We start from the raw sequence: 15935 nt of genomic DNA, 5'->3' as shown, positions 1-15935 counted from the left end.
TATAGGGCATGCTATTTTGTGAGCACGAGGCTAGGGGCAGATCTCGCGTCATTTTGGGATCCGAGCACGTTCTCGATGAGATCCTTTGAAGCAGTTTCTCTCGAAGAAGATGTCGCCAATGCGGAACGTGAACGGCTGGATGTCAGCTATGCGGAATTTTTATCGTTCGTCGGTGAATGCATTCGGGAAAGGGACAAGGTTCTTGAGAAGTTAGGGGCCACGCCCAATGGTTTGCCTGGTAAGTGAACCGCATGTTAAAACCCGTCCAACATGCGACCGAGGCAAGCGGCCGGGTCTCCATTCTGATTGAACGGAGGATTCGCCATGACAAAATCGAACTTGCCCACCTGATCGTGAATGTCGTCGTAATACGTATTCGTCTCGCGAATGTCCCCCGAAAGCCCGTGCACCGCCAAGTTCATCTTCGCCAGACGCAACGTCTGCTGAATCTTCTCCACCCCGTAAATGGATATCTCGTCCGAGGGCCGCTTTTCATGCGCACTGACAAAACTCGCGCTCTGCACGAACATCCCACCCGATCCACACGCGGGGTCGAAAATGCGCCCGTGGTACGGCTCGACGATCTCCACGATGAGCCGCACGACCGAATACGGCGTGAAGTATTCGCCGCCCTTTTGTAATGTCCGCGGCGCGAAGTTGCCCAAAAAGTATTCGTAAATCCGCCCGAACACGTCCCCCTCGACGTCCTCCGGAATCGTGCCGAACAATTTTAATATTTCCTTCAGCGTCTTCGAATCGAAGCGCCCGTACGCTTTCGGCAGCACGTCCTTCAAATCGTCGTTCTCGGCCTCGATGGCCTTCATCGCATCGTTGATGGCTTTGCCGATGTCCTCTTTTTCGGGCAATTCGCGCAGCACCCGAAACCGCGCCTTTTCCGGCACGTAGACGACGCCCCGCGCGTGGTAATCGTCCCGCCCGATACCTCCGCGCCGGCGCGATTTCGTCGACAGCTCCCGCTCGGCCTGCGCGAACTTGTGGTCCGCATACTTCAGGAAGATGAGCGCCAACACGGGCGTCGCGTATTCGGAAGGTTGCAGACCCGAATTGGTCCAAAGCTGATCGGCGGCGGCCCAAAGGCTCTTCTCGAAGTCGGCAGGGAGCGGCATCGTGCCGCGCGTTGTACTCCATGCACCGGGGGCCGTGTCCAGAGCTTTCTTCGTGTGGGGTTTCTCACGTCAGCACACGGGGTTGGTGCACTCGAGGTGTCGAGTGCGCTGAGTTCGTGACGGGGCCAGTGCACTTGGCATGTCGAGTGCGCCGAGTTCGTGACGGGGTTGGTGCACTTGGCATGTCGAGTGCGCTGAGTTCGTGACGGGGTTGGTGCACTTGGCATGTCGAGTGCGCTGAGTTTCTGACGGGGTTGGTGCACTTGGCATGTCGAGTGCGCTGAGTTCGTGACGGGGTTGGTGCACTCGAGGTGTCGAGTGCACTGAGTTCGTGAGGTGGCCGGGTGATTTGGGGTGTCGAGATCGAATTCGATGCGTTTGCAGGGTACTCGTGGCCATTGACACTGCGTTGCCCACTCCCGTAACTTCGCGATGCGAAATTTTTTTCTCACATCGGAGGCTGCATGGAGGGGTATCGATGGTTGCTCGCGCTTTGGATCGTGCTTCGACGAATGCACCTTTGCGGTGCGTTTTTGATCATGGCGCTATTCGCTGTGGCGTGTGCATCGGAGCCGATGCATACGCGAACGGCGCGCGATTGTGGCGAGGTGCAGTATTCGGGCGGAGCGCCTGGGTATCCGCTGCATTTACCGAGCAGTCAATATGTGCTCACGAACGATCGCCTGTTGCCGTCGAGTGACGACGTTTCGTGGTTTGCAGATGCGCGTCAACGGGCCGAAGCTCGGGCGCAAAAGCAGTTGATTGGCCAACAGGTGCCGATACGCAGCCCGCGGTTTGGCGGGGCCGTACCGCAATGCGCACCCAATCCCGCATGGGCGACGTCGGTGGAGGACGAGCGACGAGCGCAAGAGGTAGGGGAAGAGGTTGGGAAGCAATTCGGTGAAAAGCTCGGTCGGATCGAAGCCGGTCTCGAGATGCTGCAGGGGTGGCCGCATCTTGGGGTATCGCTCAAGCGAATTTTGGCGAATCCGGCGCAGCGAGAAGCTTTTTTGGCGGGGGCAGCAAAGGACTTGAGCGAGCTTCCCGACTTGCCGACATACAGCGACCCCGCGTTGGCGCGCAAGGCGCTGGCGGGATTTCAGAAAGGGTATGGGGAAGGAATCGACGCGGCCCATCGGCGTGCGTTCTTGGTCAACATCGGCGTGGATGTGTACTTCATGGTCATCGGCAATATTGCCGGTGCTTTGGAGTCGGCGGGGGCGAAGCTCTTGGACCGCGCGATCATGCGTTTGCGCGGCATGCCCATCTTCGTGCCAGCGGCGGCCCGCGGTGCTGGGTTTTTCATGAAGGTTCCGCCGCGGGTGGTGAACGGTTCGTCGCGGCGCTTGTTGAAGGCACTGCTCGAAGCGAAGAAAGAACCATTAGCGGGCGAAGTGCCGCATCATGTCGTGTCACACTCGGACTGGCGAGCGGAAGAAGCGCGGAAGATTTTGCAAAAATTTGGTGTCGGCGTTGACACGGCAGAGAATGGGGTATTCTTGCCGCAGAACACCACCGTGCCGAACCCCAAAGGCAAAGCAGTGCACTCGACAGTGCATACGAACGCGTATTATGAAGCCGTGTACGAGGCAATCAAGGATTCAGCGTCGAAGCAAGATCTGATCAACAGACTCCAAGAGCTTGCGTGGAGGCTCGAGAAAAAGGGAGGCTTGTGATGGGAAGTGTCTATAAGGCCAGCTCGACGGAAAGAACCGAGTGGTGCAATCCCATCACGGATGAAGGATCCGAGCAATTTCGCGTCGAGCTCGATGGTACGCCGCGACGCGAGACGTGGAAGCCCGTACGCGTAAAATTGTTGCGGAAGACGTCGCGCCACAAATTGCTTTCTTCCGATGCCCCGTGGCACTCGACCAGCAACCTCATTTTTCGGACGTCCGCCATCGAAAAAATGAAGCCGATCCTGGCGACGCATGGTGAGTTGTTGCCCTTGGAATGTCCAGACGCCGAATTGTGGGTGTTCAACCCGACGGTTGTTCTCGATGCATTGGACGAACAGGCATCCGTTGCATCGCGATCCATTCACGGAGGTATCTACCTTATCGACAAACACGTGTTTCGTGTCGACGTCGTAGCTGGGGTTGACATTTTCAGACTTGCCAATTGGCGCACAGGCCCGACATTCCTGAGCGATCGATTCGTCGACTTGTGGAATGCGTCGGGGTTGCGAGGCCTCGAATTCAAGAAATTATGGTCGTCAGATTGAACGCGCGATATTCGCGATGAAGAAGGCGTGGGACCACGACGCGGTATCATGAAGAACCCTCGCGCTATACGATGAACGACGCTGAAGATCATTATCACTCCCCCAAGTTCGATGAGCCTCCTGCGGATAGCGCGTACTTGACGAAGGCCGAGTGGAGGTTCGTGGCCAAGGTTTTTGCCATTGCCACCGTGGCCGTGTCGATCTTTGTCGGTGCAGTTCTGACCCTACAGACGACCTATGCGTTGAAGACGTTCAGCGCCGAGGGGCGTGTCGCGGGTATCGTCGCGGTATCTGCATTTCGTGAAATGAATAAAGTGGCGGTTGGCTCTGCAGCTTGTATCGCGTTCGTCTGTATGGTCGATCGGCGGACGGATGCAGGTATCGCACCGCCGTCCCGGGGCCTGTTCTTGCCCATCACCATAACCTTGCCCCTCTTCGCTCCCTTGGCAGGGTTCATCATCACGACGTCCTCGGTGCTGCTCCTGCTCGTTGGCCATGATCAACCCTATGCAGGTTGTCTTGATTCGATCCAGGATATTCTGATGATCCAGGATCCTCTGGTGGGTTTTTTCTCTGCAATGGTATATTCACTATTGCTCGGTGTGCTTGCGCGAGATGTCGCGCGTATCGTTGCCCGTTATTCGAGATGGACCATTCTCAAAATTTTGATTCTATCGTGGGTGACGCAGTTGCTAGCATATCTCTTCTCGTCTTGGATCATGAAAGTGCTTCCTCATTGATGGGTGGAGCGTATATTGTGCGAGAATTGCTACACACAACCGTCGAGCAGTACTTCTGGGACCGGCTGAGCAAGTGGACCCCCGTCGACAAAAGCCCTCCTTATGGGTACATGCCGAACGACGATGACGGCGCCAACGCCGAACGAAGCGCGGGCCATTGCCTACGAACGCGCTCGGATTGACGTTATGGGCTCATTGCGAGAAATCGGGCGGGATTGTGGCGGTACGCGACCTTGGATCGCCGCGCCACCCGAAGGAGTCGTCATGGCAGGGGAGCAGACGCGTGAGGTCCCCTCAATCCTCGTCCCCGCCCGATCCGCCTCCGGAGCGCTTTCGCCTGCTCGTGCGAGGTTTGGTCGCTTCGAGGAACGCCGCCACGCGTTTCGGCTGTCCGGGGAACAGTTTCAACAGTTCACCTTCGAGGATGTCGATTTCGCGATTGACGTCGCCAATGAACAATTCTTCGGCCGTGTCTTGCAACGCCACCGCTTGCAGCGCGCTGCCGCGATTCTTGGAGCACGTATCCAGGTTCTCGGTGGCCGCCGAAAGGCGCGGCGTCCATTCTTTCGCGAGCGGCTCGTTGGGATCGCGCGCCAATTCGGCGATCCAGTCTTTGCCATGTTGCACTTCGCGATCGGTGCCGAACGTTTGGGCGTCCGAGGGCGTCACGGTCTTGAAAAATCGCGTATAGGGAGGCCGGTCGCGTTTTCCGCCGCTTTGGTCCACCAAAGCCCGCCCAAAGGCGCCCACTTCGGGATCCCATTTGGCATCCGCGACCTGGAGCCTTGCCCTCGCGCGCGCCAGGTTGCGGTCCGCCGTGCGCCGTGCCGCCACGAGGGCATCGGCTTTGGCCGTCAGCGCTTCCCAGGTGGGCGCGAGCTGTTGTGTCTCCGGGTCGCTATCGAGCGCGTCGGCAATGGCGGCGCAAACATCCGCCACCGGGTTGATGTCTCGGTCTTCACGAACATGAGTTGCCATGGAGTGGAAGGTAACGGAAAGCGAGCGAGCTCGACAAGAAAAATGTCGAGCATCATCGTCGTCGCGATCGAAGTCCTTGACGATTGGCTCGACGGTCGCCGGGTCGTCCTGAGCATGAAGACGCCTACCAGGTGTTTTCTTGACCTCCATGTTTTCCATGCTCTAGGCTGCCTGCTGCGTCGCCGCGTACGCGGTGCCGAGGTGGAGGGAGCTTGCGATGGCGACGTGGAAGCGGTGGCGCCGGGTTTCTTGGGCGGCTTGTGTGCTGCTGCTCGCTGTGTCGGCGACGGACGCCTCGGCCGAACCGGCGCCGGTCGAGGTTTGCTGGAAGCCTCCGCATCTTCCGCCGGACGTGGACACGTTTCTCATCGTCAAGGAAATGGATAAATGGGAGTTGTCCAATCCACGTCGGTTTTGGAACATCGCCACCAGTCGAATCGTTTATAAATACAATCCTTCTCTCGGAGCCGATAGCCTCGATAGGCTTCCGGAAAATATCCGCAAGGAGGCAAGGCACTGCGTACCTGCACCTCCCAAAGCGCCCGACCCGCCGGCTGCAGACCCGCCGCCTCCACCGCCTCCACCGCCTCCGCCAAAGCCGCCGCCGCCCAAGAAGCCCGAGCCGAAGGCGCCCCAAAAAGGTTCTGAAAAGGTCAAGGGTGGGGGCTCGGGCAAGAAGGACGGTCCGAAGCCATTGCCGAAAGCAAGTGCGCGTTCGTCGCAGGGGCCCAATGCAATGGCGGAGCGGCCGAAGAAAAAGGCCCCATCTATTTTGCCTCCGCCTTCGGCGATTTTGCCACGAAGCGAGCATGTATTGCCGAAGGCGAAGGAGGCAAAAGTGCTACCGAGGGCGGAAGACGCAAAGGTATTGCCGAAGGCCGAGGAAGCAAAGGTGCTGCCGAAGGCGGAGGAGGCGCCGCCCTTGCCGCGGTCGTCGTTCGACCATTTCGCTGCGAATTGCCAGGCTGAAAAAACGCGATGCAAGCGAAAGACGGGGGGCGAGAAAGGACCGGTCGACGAAAGGACGGCGTTCGAGGAGGTTTTGAAGGAGTTCGCGCTCTTTGCAGGCGCGGTGAATTTGCAGCTCGACGAGGATTTGAATAGGCCTGACGGCAAAAAGCACGGCGTCGTTGGCGGGCGCAATGCGAATGGCCCGGATATGGCGCTGACTCAGGCCATCGCGACGTTTTTGCAGCTCACGCCCGCGATGCAAGGGCAGATCAAAGCGTTCATCAACAAGGTCAACAAATCGGTCGCGAAGAAGACACCAGTGGTCGTCGAAACGAAAGAGCTGAGTGACGACGCGGCGAAGTGGCTCGCGAGCCAGCCTGGATCGGCGCAGCGGCTAAAGGACGCGGGTACGATCGGGCCGTACAGAACCTTGAAGGAATTCACGTTGGGGCACGAAGGAGAGATAGAGGTGCATCATATCCTCGAGCAGAGGTGGTTCAAGGGCGACAAGAAGCTCTTCTCTGGGGATACCGACCTCGTGCCATCAGTGATCTTGGACAAGGCTGAGCATAGGCGGATCACGACAGAGCTGAACGCGTGGATCCGGAAAAACAAGCCGAAGACCCCGGAGGATTTGTGGAAGATCTACAAAGCAGTGTACAATGACCGCCCGCACTGGCTCGATGCCATCAAGCCGTACTTCGGAAAGTAACGAAGGACATCCGCGAACATGAGACCAGAAGTCATGGATGCGACCTCTTGCATTGATTGTCCTGGCCATCTACCGTCGCACCGTTGATACACGAAGGACATGCGCGATGACAGAAGCTCCTGAGGACGAAGAGGCAGAGGCTGCCGAGGTTATGGCGATGTTGGCAGAGTGGGCGCGTCGTGCTGAGTTCGCCACGACCGAACCCGTTGTTCTCGTGCCGCGTCAGGTCACCATCACCCGCGAGACACTGGAGACCGCGTATGTGCAAGACATTCTCGAACCTGTATTCTGTGAGATGCTCGAAGTCAGCACAGGCGCGGAAGCGGAAGCCGTATTGGCTTCATTCTCGCTCGGGCAGCGGAGGCTCTATGCCGTCGAGTGGTATGTGATGGAGGTGAACAGCGGGGGCCACGAGTTTTTCTTCGGTTGTTCAGCCGGATTGGTTTGGCCTGACGCTCTTGCGGGACTCGAGATGCTGGGAGCAACGGCGGCGTGGGAGATCTTGCTGGAGGCGACGCAGCGCTTTCCCGAACCGCTATCAGTTGAATACTCCCAGCGTGAGGAAGCGCTCAAGAAGCTTCCCGACAAGGTATTCGATGACCTGGATCGCCGATTCTACGACGGTGTGGATGACCAAGTCTGGGCGTTGATGGAAGCGTACATCCGGGCCCACCCCGACGAGTTTCTGTGGTCGGGCACGGTGGTGGACGTCGAACACCCCTACGAGATACAGGTTGTCGACGGCGAGTATAGGTGGGTGCTGAAGGCTCCGAAGTAACCGCTGCGTCACTTCCTCTTCTCTGCATCGGCCAGCAGAGCGTCGAGCGCGTCTTTGTGCCGCTTCTGAGCTGCCGCGATTCGCGGCTCCATCTTTTGCTCCATGGTGCGCCCATGCGAGAGAACCCCATCAATCCGCGCCTTGACTTGCGTGGCTCGCTCGATCCGCGCTTCACTCCCGATTTTGTCGGCCTCTTTGTCGGACTTGCCTCCAATGGCCCGCTCCTCGGCTATGTAATCGTCGAGCGTCTTTTTCACCTGCTCGGCTTCTTCGAGTACCGCGCGCATGCGAATTTGGGTTTTGACCATGGCAATATGCACGAGATAACTCGCGCGGCTGATTTGATCCGCCAGCACTTCGAGCGCCACGGCGTCTTCTTTGGTCAGCTCGTGCCGATGACGATTGATCATCGCATGCGCGGCATTTCGTTCGCGAAGGCGCTCCTCGAGCCGCTTCGAGACGAGCTCGGAGAGCGAACGCGATACGGTGCCCCGTAAATCCGCATCGGCGCCTTTTTGCATGCACGCGTAGGACGCCCAGCCCCCGACTTTTTTGGCGATTTCGCCTTGTTCCTCCGAAAAGAATACGCGTGCCCCTTCGACTTCTGCGTAACGATCCACATACGCTCGGCTCCGCCCCGCATCATTCGCGCTGCGATAAACATCCGCGACGAGTTTCCAATCGGGCGCCTTGAGGTCTTTGGCATACACGGAAAGCCCTATGGCGAGTGTCTGGGCATCATCGTCGTCGCGACCGAAGTCCTTCACGATTTGCTCGACCGTCGCCGGGTAATCCTGGGCATAACCGGGCTCCGTAGCGGATGATGCCACTTCAGGCTCGGGCATCGAAGCCGAACACCCACACAGGACCGCGGACAGCATCAGAAACGGGGCAACGACCAAAGATCGCGTGCGGAAGCGAAGCCGTCGGTACATGACATTAACTATTCTTCCTAATTTCAACGGGGGTCAAGCCATAAAACGAATCCGAGCAATCTCGACGACCTCGATATGGGAATCAGCCCGCTCCATGTGACCAGCCGGACTCGCCTTGCTCCGCGAGAAAAATGTCGCGCACGCCGAGTGATCAAGGAGCCGACGCCGCCGTCTCGATCGTTCAGCCAACCAATACGCTCGACCAGCGCGCCCTCGCGCCGCGTCTGTCGAAATCGTTCGTACGTCTTTTGGGCAGCAACGACCTGCATTGTGTGTTAGAAGGTTCAGGGAGGGGGTTGTACCGATTCTGCGAGCGAACGGAACGGGTCGAAGGGGTTGTCCCGGCGGATGTGGTTTCCCCATGAGTCGTAACCATGAAGAGACTGAAAACGTCACCGTATCGCGTGATGGATACCCTTCGCGAAGGCCCGGAGTCGACGCTCGTCCGCGCCGTGCGCAACGCCGATGGGCGGCGCCTCGTGTGCAAAGTGCTGAGCCCGAATTCCAGCGGCGCGCACGACATCGAGCGGCTGAAACATGAATTCGACATTGCAGGGTCGCTCGACGTCCCGGCGGTCGTCAAGCCCTTGGCGCTCGAATCGTACCAGGGGCTGCCTGTCCTCGTCATGCCGGACATCGATGCAAGACCGCTCGATCATATTCCAGTCCCCATGGAAACGAGCGGCTTTCTTCGTCTTGCCGTCCGCCTTGCGGCTGCCATTGCTCAAATTCATGGGCAAGATGTCATTCACAAGGACCTGAAGCCCTCGAGCATTCTCGTCGATCCGACGATGAACCATGTGAAAATCGTCGACTTCGGCATTGCTTCGCGGCTCTCTCGCGAGCACGTGGCTCCGCGAAGACCACGGCAAATCGAGGGATCTTTGCCGTACATGTCGCCGGAACAGACGGGTCGGATGAGTCAACCGGTGGATAGCCGCACGGATCTCTATTCGCTTGGCGTGATATTTTATGAATTGCTCACGGGCAAGCTTCCCTTCGAAGCGCGCGATCCGCTCGCGTGGATTCATTGCCACATCGCGCATGCGCCTCCGCCGCTCGCCGAAGTGAAACCGGGCGTGCCGGAGGGGTTATCGGGCGTCGTGATGAAGCTGCTCGAGAAAATGCCGGACGATCGATACCAGAGCGCCGCGGGGCTTTTGCACGACATTGAAGAGTGCATCGTCAGGTGGGCCGAATGCGGGCGTATCGATGCATTTTCGCTGGGTCGGTACGATCTTTCGGATCGCCTTCGAATTCCACAAAAACTTTATGGGCGAGAAGAAGAGATCGCATCGCTCGTCAGCGCTTTCGATCGCGTCGTCACGACGGGCAGGCCGGAGATCGTGCTGGTGTCCGGTTATTCTGGCATTGGTAAGTCGTCGTTGATTCAAGAGCTGCACAAGCCCGTTGCGCAGCGGCGAGGGTTTTTCGTGGCGGGCAAATTCGATCAACATCGCCGCGAGAGCCCCTACGCCACGATCGTGCAAGCTTTCCGAGAGCTCGTGTTCGACTTGCTGATGGAGAGCGAGGATCGGATTGCGGAATGGAGGAAAAGTCTTCGGGAAGCGCTGGGCGTCAATGGGCAGCTCATCGTGGACGTCATTGCGCAGGTGGAGCTCATCATCGGGCCGCAACCGCCCGTTCCCGTTTTGCCGCCGGCGGAAGCGCAGAATCGGTTTCGTATCGTATTTCGCGAGTTCATTGGTGTATTCACGACACGCGAGCACCCGCTCGCGCTCTTCTTCGACGACCTCCAATGGGCCGATTCGGGCAGTCTCGGGCTCCTGGAGGACCTCGTGACGCACACCGAAGCTCAGTTCTTGCTCCTCGTTGGCGCATATCGCGACCATGAAGTTTTCCCGTCGCATCCGCTGATGCTGGCGATCGACAATGTGCGGAAAATGGGAACGAAGACGTCGAACATCGTTCTTGGTCCGCTGTCTCCACGGCATCTCACGGCATTTCTCGCCGACGCTCTTCGCTGCAGTGCGGACCGCGCGACTCCGCTTTCGGAGCTTTTGCACGAAAAGACGGCTGGCAACCCTTTTTTCACGATTCAATTTCTGCTCACGCTCTATGAAGAACGCCTCGTGGAATTCAATCCGAATGCTGGGGAGTGGCAGTGGGACATTGCCAAGATTCGGGCCAAGGGATTGACAGATAATGTCGTGGCATTGATGATAGGGAAGTTGAGCCGCCTTTCGCCCGCTACGCTGGACGCGGTGAAGCTCGCAGCGTGCCTTGGAAATACTGCGGATGCGGCCATCTTGGCGATGGTGCTCGGGCGTTCGGAACAAGAGGTGCACGCGGCGTTTTGGGATGCGCTGCATGCGGGGCTATTGTCGCGCACGGGCGATACGTACAAGTTCACGCACGATCGCGTTCAAGAAGCGGCGTATTCGCTCATTCCGGAGGCGTCTCGAGCGGCGATTCATTTGAACATCGGGCGGATTCTCGAGGCGCACGTGCCGCCGGCGAAGATTGCGGAGCAAATTTTCGATATCGTCAACCACCTCAACCGCGGCGTCGAGCTCATTACGGACGAGCGCGAAAGGGAAGCTCTGTGGCGCCTGAATTTTGCAGCCGGTCGGAAAGCAAAGAGCTCGATTGCTCATGCATCGGCCTTGCGATATTTGAGCCTGGCATCGACGCTGCTCGCGCCGGACGCTTGGACGACGAATTACGACGACACGTTCGAGATTCATTTGGAACGGTCGGAGTGTGAATACCTTGCGGGGCATTTCTCGCAGGCCGATGCGCTGTTCAACGTGCTGCTCGAGAACGCGCGGTCGAAGTTCGACTGCGTGCGGGTATATCGGCTCCGCATGAGGTTGTACCAGGTGTCGGGTCGATATGACGAAGGGGTGACCGTTGCGCTTGCGGCATTGCATCTATTTGGTGTGACGTTGCCGGACGAGGAAAGTGAAATTCGTCGCGCGACCAAAGACGTCATTGCGACGATAGCGAAGCTCATGCATGGTCGCCGGATAGCCGATCTCATCGATGCGCCCATGGCGACGGATCCGGAGGCGCGAGCGATCATCGCGCTTCTCGTCGAATCAGCGCCCTGCGCATATATCGGCCGGCCGCGCATCTTCCCACTCATCGCGCTCGAGGCCGTATGCTGGTCGCTCGAGCGCGGCAACACCGAGGAATCGTGCTTTGCCTATAGCGTGTATGGTTTGATGCTCGTGTCCATTTTCGAGGACATTCCTGCGGGTTACGAGTTTTCTGAAATGTCCTTGCGGCTCAACGAGAAGCTCGACGACCGGAAACTTCGCGGGACGCTTTTGCATTTGCACGGCGATCACATTCATTTCTGGCGGAAGCATTTTTCCACGGGTTTTCCCATTTTGCAGCAAGCATTCCGCGCGTGCCTCGACGTCGGCGATTTGGTGTACGCTGGTTTTCTCGCATTCGAAACGGTTTGGCAATACATCGAAAACGGCGAGTCGCTCGACGACGTGCTCGAATCTTCACGAAAGTATGCGGCGTTTGCCAGGCAAAGCCACAACGACGCGGTTTATGAGACGATTCGTTTCGAGCAACAATTCGTGGCGGCATTTCAAGGCATGACGCAGGGGTTATCGAGCTTCGAGGATGGGGAATTCGACGAAGCATCCAGTTTGCAGGTCATTACGAGGGCGACGTTCGGCTGCGGCATCGTTTTTCACGACATCATGAAGCAGATCATGGCGTTTCATGCGGGCGAGCACGAAGCGGCGCTCGAGCTCGCGATGCGAGCGGCAGCAAACCTCGGGGCGGCCATGGCGATGCCGATCGAAGCGACGTATCATTTTTATTTGGCGCTCACGCTCGCGGCGCTCCATCCGAAGAGGACCGAAGAGCAGCAACGCGAGATCCTGTCGAAGCTCGACCATTTGCGACAAAAGCATGCACTTTGGGCAGACAATTGCCCGCAAAATTATCAGAACCGCCACGCGCTCGTGTGTGCCGAAATAGCGCGCATTCAAAACCGCGATATGGACGCGATGCGTCTTTACGACCAAGCGATTCAATCTGCGCACGACAATGGTTTCGTTCACCAGGAGGCGCTCGCGTACGAAATCGCTGCCAAGTTTTACGAATCGCGTGGGTTCGACCTCAATGCACATGCGCATGCGCAGGAAGCTCGGATTCGTTATGGTCGCTGGGGCGCCGCCGCCAAGGTGAAGCAAATGGACGTTCGGTACCCTCGGCTTTGGGGACAATCCAGGGGGGCCACGATATCCTCGGCGACATTCTCCGCACGCGCCGAGCAGCTCGATTTGCTTTCGGTCGTGAAGGCATCGCAAACGATTTCGGGTGAGATTGCCGTCGACAAGTTGCTGCCCACGCTGCTCGAAGTGGTTTTGCAGCAGGGCGGGGCGCAACGAGCTTGTCTGGTGCTCGTTCGGGATGCGCAGCCATCGATCGAGGCCGAGGCGTTTTTGCAGGGCCAGGACGTCGAGACGAAAGTCCTCCAGTCGGAGCCTTTGTGGTCGTCCACGCGCGTGCCCGTATCGCTTGCTCGATATGCCATGCGAACGAAGCAGCGGGTGATTTTGAATGACAATGCCGAGATGGCGAGGTACATGGGAGACCCGTTCATTGCCAGCGTGAAGCCGAGGTCTTTGTCATGGCTTCCCATCATGCGGCAGGGGGAAGTGATTGGACTACTTTATTTGGAAAACGATCTCGTGACGGGAGCTTTTACGACCGAGCGTATTGCGGCGCTCGAGCTGCTCGCGTCGCAGGCGGCGATTTCTCTCGAGCATGCGCGGTCGCTCGCGACCGAGCAGGCCGAAAGGCTGAGGGCCGAGGAGGCACTTCGTGCGCGTGACGAATTCCTTTCGATTGCATCCCACGAGCTCAATACGCCGCTCGCATCGCTGCTTTTGTCGCTTCAGCGGCTCCGTCGAGACATCAGGGGGTGCCCATCCGGAAATCCATCGATGGAAAAGTCGGTCGATCGTATCGAACGGCAATGCACGCGCCTGTCGCGGCTCAATGCCGACCTGCTCGACGTGTCGCGGATTCACGCCCAACGCTTGCGGCTCGATCGGGCAGAGGTCGATTGCGTGGCGCTCGTACACGATGTCGTGGGTCAATTTCAGGCTGAATTCGAACGCGCGGGCATCTTTGTGTCGATTTCGGCGCATCGCCATCTCATTGGCCGTTGGGATCGGTGCAGGGTGGAGCAGATCGTTGCGAATTTGATATCGAATGCGATCAAGTTCGGTAGCGGCAGGCCCATTGAAATTTCCGTGGAGGGTCAATCAGGCATGGCGCAGATTTCGGTGCGGGATCAGGGAATTGGAGTTGCACCTGAAATGCGTGCGCGAATCTTCGAGCGCTTCGAGCGTGCCGTTTCCGACAAGCATTATGGTGGGCTGGGCCTCGGGCTTTATATCGCGACCGAAATTGCGAAAGCTCATGGTGGGACGATTACGGTGGAGAGCGAAGAAGGGAAGGGGTCGACGTTCACGCTTTCATTGCCGGACGTGGTCGAGGTGGACGAGGAATCGGCCCCTACGGTCTGATTTCACACGTAAACCCATCCCCGGTCACGACATTCGCTGCTGCAATGGCCGGTTTTCCATTTTCCGGCAGCACGATGCGCATGGGGCATACGTCGATGATGTCTTTCTGTGGGTCGACGCCGGGCATGACGTAGATGAGCTCCATGCCGCGCTCGGTGAGCTGAAAGGCGCCCACGTGGGTCACGTAATAGATACGCTTGCCCTGCTTCAGTCCTTCGGCCCCATTGAACGTGATTTCGTGCACCTTATCGATGAACTTGGGCGTGCCTGGATCGGCCACGTGGACGCGGTCGCCGTGCACGTCGATTTTCGCGTGCTCACCCCAGGCACTGCAAAAGATGATGGACTTGGCATTCGTGGTCAGATCGATGAACCCACCGGGTCCAACGTAATGCATGGGGCCTTCGCCGCGCTTGGAGACGTTGACGTTGCCTGCGCTGTCGGCTTCCAAGGCGCCCAGAATGGCCCAATCGAGCCGTTTGAATACGCGTTCGAATGCCGTTGCGGAAGAGACGATTTCGGTGGGATTGATGGCGGCGCCGAAGAAAACGCCAGGGGCGGCCATTCCACCGAAGACGCCGCTTTCATTGATCATCGTCAGGCGCTTCATGGCTCCATGCTGGAAAAGAATGCGCGACACTTCCTCCGGAAGGCCGACGCCGATGTCGACGTGATCGCCCGCATGGGCGTGATCGATGAAGATTTGCGTAGCGAGCCTTCCGAGCACGTTGTCGATGGTTTTTCGATGCGGAGTCACGCCCAGCATATCATTGACGACGCCCACGCGCATGATGCCCTCGTCGATGGGCGTGCGGCTATTCGTCGTAAAGATGTCCCAATATTTGCGGTGCGGGACCGTGACGGTTTGTTCGACGCCGGGCCAATACACGATTGCATCGACGTCCTCCGCCGGCAAACAAACTTCGTCGTACCCTTCGTCGACGAGCAATCCCACGTTCACGATGACCTTGCCGCCATTTCGTTTCGCCGCTTTGGCAATTTCCCAGCTTTCGGAGACCACGGCGCAATTTTTAATATAAATGTTGCCCTTGCGGTCCGCGGCGGGAGCGCTGAACACGGCCGTGTCGATGAGGGGGATGTGGTACTTGAATTGCCCGTCGTCCAATACTTCGACGTATTGGGGGGCGCCGGGGGTGAGCGGAGTTCCGCGGCCCGTTCGAGGGTCGATGAACGTGCCTGGACCAATGCGATCCGCAATGTCGTGACGACCTTCGGCTTGAGCCTTCAGGAGGCGGGTGAGCATTCCCATCGGGATGATTTGCAGTTCGAGTTTACCGGCTTGGGCCAATGCGAGCTGAGCCTTGTACGTTTCCGCATGGCTCGTGAACAGACGCGTATTGAACCCCTCGACGCCCAGCTCTTCGAGCGTTCCGGGGACTTTGCCCCGACCGCCTTGGCCTCCGACGGAAATGATGGTGATGTTCGAGGGGCGTTTTTCCGCCTGAAATCGCTCGCGCATGGCCCAATACATGAGCGAGCAGCGTTCGTTGCCGCCGATTCCCGAGGTGGCCATGATGGCGCCGTCATGGATGAGGCGAGCGGCTTGCCATGCGGTCATGAATTTCGGGTTGTCCTTTACGGGTGGCGGATAGTGAGAATCGTGTTTTGCCCACGTCAGGCGCCAGTGAAGCACATGCAGCCGAATGCCAAGTTTGGTGAGGATGTTCATTGGAGTGACTCGTGAATCGGAAATCGCGCCGATGGGGAAGAAGGGCCACTCATCAACAATCAACAAGAAGCGTGCCGCTGCCGGAATTGCCTGCGGATGAGTCTGCAAGGTTCGAGCGGTGCATGTGGGCGCGACGATTTTGCGCGAGGGTGCATTGCGTGCGCTTGTGCGCGGGTATGATTGCGTCGTCGCGCTGTGCGTGCCAACGTAAACGTGCCAATCGGGGACCCTCGAACCCGGGGAGGTCGTACATCGAGTTGGCAATCGGAAGCGAG

At 58.3% G+C, this 15935-nt stretch carries 11 protein-coding genes; 7 read left to right on the top strand and 4 right to left on the bottom strand.

Annotated elements, in window-relative coordinates; genetic code table 11:
- Positions 1–75: 75 nt before the first annotated feature.
- Entirely contained in the window at positions 76–246 is a 171-nt protein-coding gene (locus tag IPM54_29555) for a hypothetical protein (GenBank protein MBK9263938.1), read from the top strand.
- Between the two features lie 8 nt (positions 247–254).
- On the opposite strand, the gene IPM54_29550 is transcribed toward IPM54_29555, so the two are convergent.
- Positions 255–1127 (bottom strand): SAM-dependent DNA methyltransferase, encoded by an 873-nt coding sequence (locus IPM54_29550; GenBank protein ID MBK9263937.1) that lies wholly within the window; start codon positions 1125–1127, stop codon positions 255–257.
- Positions 1128–2431: 1304 nt separating this feature from the next.
- Between IPM54_29550 and IPM54_29545 the strand changes: the two genes are divergently transcribed.
- From IPM54_29545 to IPM54_29535, 3 genes are all read left to right on the top strand, one after another.
- On the top strand, positions 2432–2803 hold the full coding sequence (locus IPM54_29545; GenBank protein MBK9263936.1) for an AHH domain-containing protein: 372 nt from the start codon (positions 2432–2434) through the stop codon (positions 2801–2803).
- Positions 2803–3351 (top strand): hypothetical protein, encoded by a 549-nt coding sequence (locus tag IPM54_29540; GenBank protein MBK9263935.1) that lies wholly within the window; start codon positions 2803–2805, stop codon positions 3349–3351. The genes IPM54_29545 and IPM54_29540 overlap by 1 nt, the downstream gene beginning before the upstream one ends.
- 71 nt (positions 3352–3422) lie before the next feature.
- Positions 3423–4091 carry an ABC transporter permease gene (locus IPM54_29535; protein MBK9263934.1) on the top strand — a complete coding sequence of 223 codons (669 nt, stop codon included), beginning with the start codon at positions 3423–3425 and terminating at the stop codon, positions 4089–4091.
- Between the two features lie 294 nt (positions 4092–4385).
- On the opposite strand, the gene IPM54_29530 is transcribed toward IPM54_29535, so the two are convergent.
- The gene (locus IPM54_29530; GenBank protein ID MBK9263933.1) at positions 4386–5219 is read right to left on the bottom strand and encodes a hypothetical protein; all 834 of its coding nucleotides are present in this window, start codon (positions 5217–5219) and stop codon (positions 4386–4388) included.
- A gap of 67 nt (positions 5220–5286) precedes the next feature.
- Between IPM54_29530 and IPM54_29525 the strand changes: the two genes are divergently transcribed.
- Both IPM54_29525 and IPM54_29520 read left to right on the top strand, forming a co-directional pair.
- The gene (locus tag IPM54_29525; GenBank protein MBK9263932.1) at positions 5287–6732 is read left to right on the top strand and encodes a hypothetical protein; all 1446 of its coding nucleotides are present in this window, start codon (positions 5287–5289) and stop codon (positions 6730–6732) included.
- Between the two features lie 106 nt (positions 6733–6838).
- A complete protein-coding gene (locus IPM54_29520; protein ID MBK9263931.1) occupies positions 6839–7510 on the top strand; it encodes a DMP19 family protein in 672 nt (223 codons plus the stop codon).
- Positions 7511–7518: 8 nt separating this feature from the next.
- On the opposite strand, the gene IPM54_29515 is transcribed toward IPM54_29520, so the two are convergent.
- A complete protein-coding gene (locus IPM54_29515) occupies positions 7519–8445 on the bottom strand; it encodes a hypothetical protein (protein ID MBK9263930.1) in 927 nt (308 codons plus the stop codon).
- A gap of 374 nt (positions 8446–8819) precedes the next feature.
- Between IPM54_29515 and IPM54_29510 the strand changes: the two genes are divergently transcribed.
- A complete protein-coding gene (locus IPM54_29510; protein MBK9263929.1) occupies positions 8820–13970 on the top strand; it encodes an AAA family ATPase in 5151 nt (1716 codons plus the stop codon).
- On the opposite strand, the gene IPM54_29505 is transcribed toward IPM54_29510, so the two are convergent.
- Complete coding sequence (locus IPM54_29505; protein MBK9263928.1) at positions 13960–15660, bottom strand: hypothetical protein; 1701 nt, start codon at positions 15658–15660, stop codon at positions 13960–13962. The two genes, IPM54_29510 and IPM54_29505, sit on opposite strands and share 11 nt — an antisense overlap.
- Between the last annotated feature and the right edge of the window lie 275 nt (positions 15661–15935).

Source organism: Polyangiaceae bacterium (assembly GCA_016715885.1).
Lineage (GTDB): Bacteria > Myxococcota_A > Polyangia > Polyangiales > Polyangiaceae > Polyangium.
The sequence above is the reverse complement of the archived record's forward strand: the minus strand, read 5'-3'. Positions and strand labels throughout refer to the sequence as shown.

Excerpts from the sequence above, each read along its gene's own strand:
- IPM54_29550 (MBK9263937.1), bottom strand. The coding sequence starts at position 1,127 with ATGCCGCTCCCTGCCGACTTCGAGAAGAGCCTTTGGGCCGCCGCCGAT.
- IPM54_29510 (MBK9263929.1), top strand. The coding sequence starts at position 8,820 with ATGAAGAGACTGAAAACGTCACCGTATCGCGTGATGGATACCCTTCGC.
- IPM54_29545 (MBK9263936.1), top strand. The coding sequence starts at position 2,432 with ATGAAGGTTCCGCCGCGGGTGGTGAACGGTTCGTCGCGGCGCTTGTTG.
- IPM54_29555 (MBK9263938.1), top strand. The coding sequence starts at position 76 with ATGAGATCCTTTGAAGCAGTTTCTCTCGAAGAAGATGTCGCCAATGCG.
- IPM54_29530 (MBK9263933.1), bottom strand. The coding sequence starts at position 5,219 with ATGGAGGTCAAGAAAACACCTGGTAGGCGTCTTCATGCTCAGGACGAC.
- IPM54_29535 (MBK9263934.1), top strand. The coding sequence starts at position 3,423 with ATGAACGACGCTGAAGATCATTATCACTCCCCCAAGTTCGATGAGCCT.
- IPM54_29520 (MBK9263931.1), top strand. The coding sequence starts at position 6,839 with ATGACAGAAGCTCCTGAGGACGAAGAGGCAGAGGCTGCCGAGGTTATG.
- IPM54_29505 (MBK9263928.1), bottom strand. The coding sequence starts at position 15,660 with ATGAACATCCTCACCAAACTTGGCATTCGGCTGCATGTGCTTCACTGG.
- IPM54_29540 (MBK9263935.1), top strand. The coding sequence starts at position 2,803 with ATGGGAAGTGTCTATAAGGCCAGCTCGACGGAAAGAACCGAGTGGTGC.
- IPM54_29515 (MBK9263930.1), bottom strand. The coding sequence starts at position 8,445 with ATGTACCGACGGCTTCGCTTCCGCACGCGATCTTTGGTCGTTGCCCCG.
- IPM54_29525 (MBK9263932.1), top strand. The coding sequence starts at position 5,287 with ATGGCGACGTGGAAGCGGTGGCGCCGGGTTTCTTGGGCGGCTTGTGTG.